The following is an 11,469-nucleotide window of genomic DNA, read 5'->3' as shown; positions in this document are numbered from 1 at the left end:
GGCGGCTCGACCGAAATCCAGAACAACATCATCGCCAAGCGCGTGCTCGGCATGCTCGACCACCAGTAAGAGAGGGGAGCACAGGAAAATGGCAGTTCTCAACGAAGAACAGGAAATGCTGCGCGACATGGCGCGCGAATGGGCCGTCAACGAAAGTCCGGTCACCGAATTCCGCAAAGTGCGGGCAAGCGGCGAGCCTGAGGCGTTCAACCGCGATGCCTATGCCACAATGGCGCAGATGGGCTGGGCCGGGATCATCGTGCCCGAGGCGCACGGCGGCTCGGACTTCGGCTACATGTCGGCGGGTCTCGTGTTCGAGGAACTCGGCAAGACGCTGGCCGCCAGCCCGCTGCTGGCGACCACCATCGCGGCCAGTGCCATCGCGCTGGGTGGCAGCGAAGAGCAAAAGGCCAAGTGGCTCCCGAAGCTCGCCAGTGGCGAAGCGATCGCCACGCTCGCGGTCGATGAAGGCGCGACGCATGACCCCGCAGCGATCGAAACCAGCGTTTCGGGCGGCAAGCTCAGCGGCAAGAAGGCCTTCGTCCACGAAGCGCATGGTGCCGACCTGTTCGTCGTCGCGGCGAAGGATGGGCTCTACCTGGTCGAGAAGGGTGCCGGCGTCTCGCTGACGACGCGCAGGCTGACCGACCAGCGCAGCCATGCCGATATCACCTTCGACGGTGCTGCAGCGGACAAGCTGGCGGGCGGCGGCGACAGCCTGCTCGACGACGTGCTTGACCGGGCCCGCGTGCTGACCGCTGCGGAAATGCTCGGCATGGCGCAACAAGTGTTCGACGTGACGCTCGAGTACCTGAAGCAGCGCGTGCAGTTCAACCAGGTGCTCGCCAGCTTCCAGGCGCTGCAACACCGCATGGCCGATCTTTTCGCCGATCTCGCGCAGATGCGCAGCGCAGTCGAAGCGGGCCTACAGGCAGTCGACAGCGGCTTCAACGTGGCGCGCGCCGCCACCATCGCCAAGGCCGAGGCCAATCGCGTGCTACACACGATCAGCAATCAGGGCATCCAGCTCCACGGCGGCATCGGCATGACCGACGAATATGACATCGGCTTCTACCTCAAGCGCGCGCGTGTGCTGGAAGCCAGCTGGGGCTCGTCGAGCTTCCTCAAGGACCGTTACGCCAGCCTGGGGGGCTATTGAGCGAGCCGCTCGCCCCTTCGGGCGAGGAAATGGAGGCGCTCCCCGAAGACGACGTCTGGGAGCGCCACCACGCCTTCATGGCATCGAACCTGGGGCGCAACTATCGCGCGACGCTGATCCATGGCGTGTTCGGGATGACGGGCTTTCGCCTGATCTATGCCCCGACGATCATTCCCGCCTACCTCTACCTGCTGACGGGCAGTGCCGCGGCAGTCGGACTGGGCACCGCCCTGCTCCAGCTCGGCGGCACGGTTTCGCCGATCCTGTCCGGCGCGCGGGTGGAGAGCCGTAAGCGGATCATGCCCTATGCCATCGGGGTCGGATCGATGATGCGGGTCATGATCCTCGTGCTTGCCCTGGCGGCGTGGACGCTGGAGGGGCCTGCCCTGCTGGCAGTCACGCTGCTGTCCTTCCTCTTGCTGGGCTTCTTTTCGGGGGCCCAACGCGTGGCCTTCCAGATGCTGATGGCCAAGGTCATCCCGATCGCCCGGCGCGGACGACTGCAAGGCGTGCGCAACATGCTCGGCGGATTGATCGCGGCCGGGCTGGCGTGGATCGCCGGCCATTATTTCATCGAGCAGAAGTGGCTCGGCAACGGCTACGCCACCACCTTCCTGCTCGCCTTCGTGCTCACATCGATCGGGCTGGTTGCGCTGCGCATGGGCCTGACCGAACCTGATGCTCCAAGTCTGCGACCGGAATTGCCGCTGCGCCAGCGCCTTCGGCAATTCGGCGAGCTGCTGCAGCACCGCGATTTCCGTAGCTTCCTGTTCGTCCACGGCTTCGCCTCGATCTCGCGTGTCGGGCTGCCGTTCTGGACGCTCTATGTCGGCGACAGGCTGGGTCTTGATGGCCCGCTGATCGGATCGCTAAGCTTGGCCTTCCTCACGGCCGATACGTTGTCGAACCTAGCCTGGGGGGCGATCGGCGACCGCTACGGTTTTCGCCTGGTCTATCTTGGCTCGCTGGCGAGCAGCCTCACCGGTCTTGCGCTGCTCATCTTCGGTGACGGGTGGCTGTTGCACCTCGCATTCGTCGCGCTGGGAATCGGTTCGTCGGGCTGGATGATGGCAGCGCTCACACTGGTGCTCGAGTTCGGCGCGCATGAAGACATTCCGATGCGGCTGGCCTTGCTGACCACGGTCGAAGGTGCGGTGTCATCAGTCGGGCCAATCCTGGCCGGCGTCGCCATTGCGGCGATGGGCTATCCGCCGCTGGTCGCGGTATCGCTCGCCGCCCTGCTCGCCTCGCTCGCCTTGATGCAGTTCAAGGTACGCGAGCCGCGCAGCTCAAGCTGACGGGGCGATCATTCCATCCGACAGTACCGAGAGGTAGGTCCGGACGGCATCATCGGTCGCACCGAACCGGGCAGCCCAGTGACGGGCCTCATAGGCCGAGTTGACCGTCGACATCAGCACCTGCCCGGCAACCAGCGGGTCGATCGTGCGCACCGAGCCATCGGCAATCCCGTCGATCAGCATGCCGGCAAAGCGCCGGGCCAGCCTGTTCGAACGGGTCACCACATTGATCTTGTGGGCCGGATCGAGCGCCTGCAGCGCCGTGGTACGCAACAAGGGCGTGCTGTCGAAGAATTGCAGGTCGACCAGCTCGGCCAGCACGCTCGCCAGCCGCGACCAATAGTCGCCGGCAATATCGAGGCCCGCCATCTGGACCGCAGACATCCGATCGTAGCTATGGCGGAAGCAGGCCAGCACCAGGTCGTCCTTGGCATCGTGATGGTGATAGAAACTGCCCTTGGTGACATTCAGGCTTTCGGCAATGCGATTGACCGAAGCACCGCGATAACCGCGCTGGTTGATCGTCACCGTGGCGGCGCGCAGGAATGCCTCGTTCTGGCCTGCCTCTTCGTCGACCTGCGTCCGCCACTCGCCTGCCAGTGCGGCAGGGGCGAAGGCGCCACGTACGGCAGGAATGCCGTGCGCCAGGATATCGAACAGGCGATCCTCGATCCGCGGGAAATCGCGCGCCGAATATTGCAGTGACCAGACCGGCCACCACATCATGGCCTCGAGCAGGATATGGGCTCGAGCGGAAAACAGCGCCCGCTCCTCATTGCTGCTCCACTCACCGAAGAAACGGCGGACCAGATCCACCACGCGCAGGTAGTGCGCCATCAGCGGGTCCTGTGCTTCGGGCTCGAGTGTGCGAATTTCGGACAAGGCCGTGGTCAGGCCATGCTCGCCTGCCCGGATGCGCGCGCGCATGGCGACATGCGAAGCGATGAAGTGTCGCAGGCGTGAAGCCGGATCGGGCTGCTCCAGCGCCTCGGCAGCCATCTGCTCCATCGAGGACAGCGTTTCCTCGTATACCGCGACGACCAGCTGTTCCTTCCGCGCGAAGTAATAAGTGACGCTGGTCGCATTGAGCCCGATGGCCTTGGCCACCTCTGCCAACGTCGTCGCCTGGACGCCGTATTCATTGATCAGCACCGAAGCGGCATGGATGATCGCTTCGCGCTTTTCGCCGAATTTGCGGGTCGCGACCGGGCGGGTCATGTGAAGAAGGCCCCCAGATCCTTTTTGAGGATCTTGCCATTGGCGTTGCGCGGCAGCGTCTCCGCGACAAAGGCAATCCGCACTGGCACCTTGAACTTCGCCAGCCGCTCGGCAACCCAGGCGCGCAGCTCTTCCTCGCTTGCCGATGTGCCAGGGGCAAGATGGACCACCGCCGCCGGTTCCTCACCCAGTGTGGGATGGGGAATCCCGATCAGCGCCGCATCGGTCACAGCCGGGTGATCGTAGAGCACGTTTTCGACTTCGGAGGAGTAGATGTTCTCGCCGCCACGGATGATCATGTCCTTGGCCCGATCGACGATGTAACAGAAGCCCTCCTCATCGAGCCGAGCGAGGTCGCCCGTGCGCACCCAGCCGTCGATGAAGGTTTCGGCGGTCGCCTCGGGCCGGTTCCAATACCCCTTCACCACCATCGGCCCGCGCGCCCACAGTTCACCCACTTCGCCCACAGGCAGTTCGGTGGTGCCGTCTTCCGACATGATCTTGAGGTCCGCGACCGCGACTGGTGGGCCGCAGCTGTCGGGGCGGTTGAGGTAGTCTTCTGAATTGTTGCCGGTAACCGTCGCCATGGTCTCCGTCATCCCCCAACCGTTGCCGGGGAGCGCGCCAAAGACCTCGCGAATCTTGCGCACCAGTTCGGGTGCCGAAGGGGCCCCGCCATAGGAAATCGATTCGAGGCTGGAGAGATCGTATTTCTCGCGATCGGGATGCTCGATCAACTGCCAGGCGATGGTCGGCACACCCCCTGTCAGATTGACTTTCTCGCGCTCGATCAACTCAAACGCCCGCACCGGGTCCCATTTGTGCATGAACACCATGGTATGGCCCGCCACGACCCCGCCCATCATGCTGGCCGAGCATGCGGTGACGTGGAACAGAGGAATGACCGTAAGGCCAACTTTCTGGACCGGTGCCGACGGCTCTTCACCGCGGCGCAGTGCGGCAACCGCCACGCTCCAGCCGCTGGACAGGATATTGGTGCACAAATTGCGGTGAGTGCCCAGCGCCCCCTTGGGTTGGCCGGTGGTGCCGCTGGTGTAGAAAATCGTCGCCTCGTCATCGGGGGCGATTTCTACCTCCGGCAGCTCCGCCTCGGGCAAGGCCGCATAGTCGTTTGGAGCACCGATGATGTCCTCGAGACGCTCGGCCCCCTCCATCGCCTCATGCGAACGCGAAACGAAAACCGTCGCCAGGTCAGGAAACTCGCTGCGCAGCGGCGCAATCCGATCCCAACGCTCGGCATCGCAAACCAGCAGCTTTGACCCTGAATTGGCCAAGCCGAACGCCAGTTCGGGCCCGGTCCACCACGCATTGAGCGGAACGCAGATCGCCCCGATCGTGGCCGCCGCAAAGAAGGCAACGGGCCATTCGGGCAGGTTGCGCATGGCAATCGCAACGCGATCACCCTTCTCTACGCCGCGTGCACGAAATTCTGCCGCCAGATGCGCAACCGCGCGAAACCATGACGCATAGCTTACCCGCTCATCCTCATAGATCGTGAACAGCCGTTCGCCGTGCGCCCGACCCGCCATCGCAATAACGCGCAGGTTGGCAGGGGAGTTTTTCCAGACGCGAGTCGGCACTCCGCGAATGTCGACTGTCTCCATTTCGAACCGTTCGCCAGGTGCGGTCAGGCGTTCGTGGCATTGCGCGCGGGTCATGGCTGGCCATCCCGCGGGCGGCACGAAGCCGATCGCGCGTGCGAGTTCACTCATTCTTGTCACCTCATCCGTCACCCTGCTTAGGCGACTCCCTCTCGACCTACTGCTCTAACCCTGCGGAACCTCATCGCGCAAGTCGCCTTCGAAGGTGAGGTATGAGGGTGGCAAGACCAAATGAAATCGCTATTCGGGTAAAACAGAAGCATAGGTATGCGCACAAGGGAGAGATGCATGTTCGAACTGGCCGAGGCCGCAACCCGGGGATTCGACGCCGACAGGCTGGGTCGAATCGCCCCATTCCTGGCCGAAACCTATGTCGATGACGGGCGCCTGCCGAATGCGCAGCTGGTCGTGGCACGCGACGGAGCGCCGGTCTACTACACGAAACTGGGCGTCATGGGCGATGACAAGCGAGAACTGCGCGACGATGCCTTGTTCCGTATCGCCAGCATGACCAAGCCGGTCACTTCGGTGGCCTTCATGCAGCTCGTCGAACAGTGCAAGGTTGCGCTCGAAGAGCCGGTGACCCGGGTGTTTCCCGAGTTCGCCAATCTCCGGGTCTATGCTGGTGGCGGCGGTTCGATTCCCTTCGCACCAGGCGCGCCCGCCCATCCCATGCGCTTCGTCGACCTGCTGACGCACATGTCCGGCCTCACCTATGGCCTGCAGAACCGCAACAACATCGATGCGATCTATCGCGAACACAATTTCGATTTCGCGCGCGATCATCTCGACAGCGACGAGTTCGTCGCGCGTCTTGCCAAGCTGCCGATTGAATTCGCCCCCGGCCAGGGCTGGAACTATTCGGTTTCGACCGATGTGCTGGGCATCGCCGTCGAACGCATCAGCGGGATGCGGTTGGGCGAATATCTCGAGAAAAACATCTTCGCCCCCTTGGGTATGAAGGACACCCGTTTCGGCGTGAAGGAACGCGACCTTGAACGCCTGGTCGACGCCTATGCCTACCGACCCGGCCAGTCACCGCGGATGATCAGCGCCGGCGCCACGAGCAAGCTGGCCCAGCCGGGAACCTTCGATAGCGGCGGCGGCGGGTTGATCGGGACGATCGCCGACTACCACCGTTTCACCACCATGCTGCTCAACGGTGGCGAGCTCGACGGTGCACGCATCCTCAGCCCCAAGACCTTGCGGCTGATGCGCACCAATCATTTGCCGAACAATGCCGACCTTACCCAGATGTCCAGCAGTCTGTTCTCCGAAGCCAATAACGCTGGCACCGGATTCGGCCTGGGTTTCGCGATGGTGATCGATCCGGCCAAGACGCTGATGCCGTCAAGCATGGGCGAATTCTATTGGGGTGGTGCCTATTCCACCGCCTTCTTCGTCGATCCGGTCGAACGGATCACCATGGTCTTCATGACGCAGGTCTACCCTTCGTCGACCTATCCCATCCGGCGGCAGCTCAAGACGCTGATCTATTCCGCCCTTACCGACAGCTACGCCTGAGGAGACAGCCATGACCTCGCCCATCCGTACCGAACGCCATGACAACGTCCTCGTCGTCATCTCCAACAACCCACCCGTCAACGCGCTGGGCCAGGCCGTTCGCGCGGGCCTGAAGGATGCGATCGAACAGGCCTTGTCGGACGACAGCATCGAAGCGGTGGTGATCCGCTGCGATGGCCAGACCTTCTTTGCCGGCGCCGACATCACCGAATTCGGCAAGCCGCCGGTCGGGCCGAACCTGCCCGAAACGCTCGACGCGATGGAAGCGAGCGACAAGCCGGTGGTCGCTGCGATCCATGGCACCGCGCTCGGCGGCGGGTGCGAGGTCGCCCTCGCCTGCCACTATCGCGTCGCCGTTCCCTCCGCCAAGCTGGGCCTGCCCGAAGTCAAGCTAGGCCTGATCCCCGGCGCCGCGGGCACCCAGCGCCTGCCGCGGCTCGTCGGCGCCGAAGCCGCGCTGCCTTTGGTGGTGGGCGGCAATCCGATCCCGGCGAAGAAGGCCGAAGCCATTGGCCTGATCGACGCCATCGTCGGCGAGAACAGCCTGGAAGCGGATGCCATCGCCTTCGCCCGTTCGAAGATCGGCCAGCCGGTCCCACGCGCCTCGGAAGGCAAGGCCAACGAAGATGGGGTGCGCGATCCCGACCTGTTCGACCGCTTCCGCGCCTCGCAGGCTCGGCAGATCCGCGGTTTTGACGCACCCAATGCCGCGATCGAGGCGGTAAAGGCAGCAGGCGACCTGACCTATGCAGATGGCGTGAAAAAGGAACGCGAGCTGTTCATGAAGCTCATGACCGGCACCCAAAGTGCCGCCATGCGCCACTATTTCTTCGCTGAGCGCGCTGCCAACAAGATCGACGACGTTCCGAAGGACACGCCGTTGATTCCAATCCGCAAGGTTGGCGTGATTGGTGCCGGAACCATGGGTGGCGGCATCACCATGAATTTCCTGTCGGCCGGTATTCCCGTGACGATCCTCGAGATGGCGCAAGAGGCGCTCGATCGAGGCACGGGCGTGATGCGCAGGAATTATGAAAACACCGCCAAGAAAGGCCGCATGACGATGGAAGCGGTCGACAAGGCGATGGGCCTGCTGACCCCCACGCTTTCCTACGATGACCTCGCCGATTGCGACCTCGTGATCGAGGCGGTCTACGAAAGTATGGACGTCAAGAAGCAAGTCTTCGCCAAACTCGATAGCGTGGTGAAGCAGGGCGCGATCCTGGCTTCGAACACCAGCTATCTCGACATCGACGAGATCGCCACGGCAACCGCGCGCCCTGGCTATGTGGTCGGCATGCACTTTTTCTCGCCGGCGAATGTGATGAAGCTGCTGGAGGTCGTGCGCGGCAAGGAAACGCGCCACGACGTGCTGGCCACGGTGATGAAGCTGTCGAAAACCATCGGCAAGGTCGCCGCTGTTTCGGGCGTCTGCCCCGGCTTCATTGGCAACCGCATGCTGTCCAAGCGCCAGGAACAGGCCAATGCCCTGATCATGGAAGGGGCGAACTATTGGGACGTTGATGACGTCCTGCTCGAATTCGGCTTCCCTATGGGGCCGTTCCAGATGGGCGATCTCGCCGGCATCGACATCGGTTGGCACCGCGATCCGACCAAGGTTACCACAATCCGCGAGGCGCTCTGCGCCGTCGGCCGGTTTGGCCAGAAGGCAGGCAAGGGCTTCTACGACTATGACGAGGCGCGCAATCGGACGCCATCGGACGAAGTGAAGCAGATCATCGCCGACTTCGCAGCGAAGGAAGGCAAGGAGCAACGCGAGATCGGCAAGGACGAAATCCGCGAACGGCTGCTCTACCCAATGGTCAACGAGGGCGCGAAGATCCTCGAAGAGGGCATGGCGCAGCGGGCCAGCGACATCGATGTGGTGTGGATCAACGGCTATGGTTGGCCGCTCTACACCGGCGGACCGATGTTCTGGGCAACGACTATCGGCTTGGACAAGGTGGTCGCCGGTCTGGAACAACACGACCTGCCGGTCAGTGATTTCTTGCGCAAGAAGGCAGAAGCAGGTCGCGGATTCGACTAAAACTTGTTCAAAGTGCGACATTTTCGAAACGCCGGTACGACATTCGTACGATTCTATCGGCGGTTCAAAGGGCTTGTCTTGACTTGATCGTCAGTCAGGCCATTGACGGAGCAATAACGGGGAAGACCCCCCGAGGAGAGGAGAAACTGATGCGATATTTCGGACTACGCCACAATTGTGCCTTGGGCGCGCTTGCGGGGATTCTCGCACTTGCGCCGGTCGCGGCACAGGCGCAGGACGCGGCCGATGATGCGGATTCCGCAGCAGAAACTGAGGCCGATACCAGCAATGTCATCATCGTCCGCGCACAGGGCCGCGATCAGACGCTGGCCGATGTGCCGGTCGCGGTTTCGGCCGTTTCGGGCGAGCTTCTCCAGAAATCCGGCGTCGCCGACATTCGCGATCTCAACCAGGTCGCCCCGTCGCTGCTGGTTTCCTCAACCGGTAACGAGGCCAATGGCTCAGCCCGTATTCGCGGCATCGGTACGGTCGGTGACAACCCCGGCCTCGAAAGCTCGGTCGCCGTCTTCGTGGATGGCGTGTACCGTTCCCGTTCGGGCAATGCCCTGTCCGAACTCGGCCCGCTGGACCGCGTCGAAATCCTTCGCGGCCCGCAGGGCACCTTGGGCGGACGCAACGCTTCGGCAGGCCTGATCAGCGTCTATACCGCACCGCCAGAGTTCAATTTCTCGGCCTATGGCGCATTCACCTATGGCAACTATGACGCCATCAAGCTCGAAGGCGGGATCAACGCGCCGCTCAGCGAAACGGTGGCTGCCCGCGTCGACGGCGTCTACTTCAAGCGCGACGGCTTCTACAACGATGTCACCAACGGGACCGACGTGAATGATCGCGACCGCTACCTGATCCGTGGTCAGCTGCTGTTCGAACCGACTGAAGACATCAGCTTCCGCCTGGTGGGCGACTATTCGAAGAAGGATGAGGCATGCTGTGCCGCAACCTTCGTACAGGCCGATTTTGCACCTGGCGCCAGCGTTTCGCCTGGCCTCAACTCTTTCACCCGTCCCAACGGCGGCCCGGCGCTGACCAGCACCTCCAACCCGATCATCCCCATCCTGCTGGGACTGGGCCAGGATCCGCGGGCACTGAGCCAGTCGACCTTCGATCGGAATATCTACCCGACCGCAGGTCGCAGCTATCAAGGTGAAACCGAAGACTACGGTATCTCGGGCGAGCTTACCTGGAGCTTCGGCGATATCACGCTGACTTCGATCACCGGTTATCGCGAATACTCGAACACCCAGGGATCGGATACGGACTACACCACGGTCGATATTCTCTACCGTGCCCCTGGCAGGGATGCAGGTGCTCGCGAGTTCAAGACCTTCACCCAGGAACTTCGCCTGAACGGTACGGCCTTCGACGACCGGCTCGACTGGCTCGTGGGTGCCTATTACGCGCATGAAAAGCTGCAGACCCGCGATAACCTGCGGTTCGGCACCCAGTATGGCACCTTCGCCAACTGCCGTATCGCGCTGGCGATCAACCCGGCACTTGCCAATCCGTCGGCAACCAACTGCTTCGGCGCCAACATTGCGGCGATCGACGGCACGCTTGGCCCTTCACCGCTGGGTGCTGCTGCCCCCCTGATCGTAGCAGGTATCAACAACCTGGCGCAGGTCCGCGACGTGGGCGGGACGGGTGACGTCTATAACCAGACGAGCGAGAACTACGCGTTCTTCACCCACAACATCATCCATGTCACCGACACGATCGACCTGACCCTTGGCCTTCGTTACACCAACGAAACCAAGGACTTCGATGCATCTTTCAGCAACGATAACGTGTTCTGTCCGCAGAACCGCGCGCTGCTGAGCTCGCTGCTCACAACCCCGCTCGCCAGCCTCGCAGGCGGCCTTATCGCGCTGTCTTGTCAGGGCAACTCAACTGCCGAGCTCGATGGCGTATCGATCTCCGATAGCCGCGACGAAGACGAGCTGACCGGCACCGCGATCCTGAGCTGGAAGCCCAGCCCGGACTGGCTGACCTACGCTTCGTACTCGAAGGGCTACAAGGCCGGTGGCTTCAACCTTGACCGTTCGGCACTGGCAAACCCGCTGTTCCTCAATGCGAATGCGCTCAACACCGCAAACCTGCAATTTGATGCGGAGACGGTAGATGCCTACGAACTCGGCGTGAAGTACGCCGGTCGCAAGTGGGGCTTCAGCATCGCGGCGTTCCGCCAGGAGTTCTCGAACTTCCAGCTGAACATTTTCAACGGTTCGGTCTTCCTCGTGCAGACGGTGAACGGTTGCGATACCGATCTCGGCGGTGGGGATCGCGATGCCAGCGCCACAACCGGTGCCTGCGCACCTGCCGACATTGCACCCGGTGTGGTTGCCAAGGGTATCGAGTTCGAAACCTCGCTGCGTCCTACCCGCGATCTGACCGTGAGCATGGGCCTGACTTATGCGAACACGAGCTACGCAAACAACCTGGTAGGTCGTGACGATGGTACCCCGCTCGATCCAGCGCTTCGCCTGCTCCCGGGTGACAATTTGTCGAACGCACCGGAGTTCGTCACGACGGCCTCGCTCAGCTGGACCCCGCCGATCGGCAATTCGGGTCTGTCGGGCCTGT

At 62.7% G+C, this 11,469-nt stretch carries 7 protein-coding genes; 5 read left to right on the top strand and 2 right to left on the bottom strand.

The window, feature by feature from the left end; all coding sequences use genetic code 11:
- The first annotated feature begins 88 nt into the window (after positions 1–88).
- The gene (locus AAFM29_RS15050) at positions 89–1,159 is read left to right on the top strand and encodes an acyl-CoA dehydrogenase family protein (RefSeq protein WP_341713602.1); all 1,071 of its coding nucleotides are present in this window, start codon (positions 89–91) and stop codon (positions 1,157–1,159) included.
- Entirely contained in the window at positions 1,156–2,457 is a 1,302-nt protein-coding gene (locus AAFM29_RS15045) for an MFS transporter (RefSeq protein WP_341713601.1), read from the top strand. The genes AAFM29_RS15050 and AAFM29_RS15045 overlap by 4 nt, the downstream gene beginning before the upstream one ends.
- On the opposite strand, the gene AAFM29_RS15040 is transcribed toward AAFM29_RS15045, so the two are convergent.
- Positions 2,449–3,675: a TetR family transcriptional regulator gene (locus AAFM29_RS15040; RefSeq protein WP_341713600.1), complete on the bottom strand. Its 1,227-nt coding sequence runs from the start codon at positions 3,673–3,675 to the stop codon at positions 2,449–2,451. The two genes, AAFM29_RS15045 and AAFM29_RS15040, sit on opposite strands and share 9 nt — an antisense overlap.
- Positions 3,672–5,408, bottom strand: a complete 1,737-nt coding sequence (locus tag AAFM29_RS15035) for a class I adenylate-forming enzyme family protein (protein WP_341713599.1) — start codon at positions 5,406–5,408, stop codon at positions 3,672–3,674. The genes AAFM29_RS15040 and AAFM29_RS15035 overlap by 4 nt, the downstream gene beginning before the upstream one ends.
- 177 nt (positions 5,409–5,585) lie before the next feature.
- On the opposite strand from AAFM29_RS15035, the gene AAFM29_RS15030 reads away from it, so the two are divergent.
- The 3 genes from AAFM29_RS15030 to AAFM29_RS15020 all read left to right on the top strand — a co-directional run.
- Entirely contained in the window at positions 5,586–6,821 is a 1,236-nt protein-coding gene (locus AAFM29_RS15030) for a serine hydrolase domain-containing protein (RefSeq protein WP_341713598.1), read from the top strand.
- 10 nt (positions 6,822–6,831) lie between these two features.
- Positions 6,832–8,868: a 3-hydroxyacyl-CoA dehydrogenase NAD-binding domain-containing protein gene (locus tag AAFM29_RS15025; protein WP_341713597.1), complete on the top strand. Its 2,037-nt coding sequence runs from the start codon at positions 6,832–6,834 to the stop codon at positions 8,866–8,868.
- 149 nt (positions 8,869–9,017) lie between these two features.
- Positions 9,018–11,469: TonB-dependent receptor domain-containing protein (locus AAFM29_RS15020; RefSeq protein ID WP_341713596.1), on the top strand; the 2,452-nt coding region annotated here is incomplete at its 3' end.

It is taken from the genome of Erythrobacter sp., from assembly GCF_038133525.1.
In the GTDB taxonomy this organism is placed as follows: Bacteria; Pseudomonadota; Alphaproteobacteria; order Sphingomonadales; family Sphingomonadaceae; genus Qipengyuania.
This window is presented reverse-complemented; position numbering and strand designations above follow the sequence as displayed.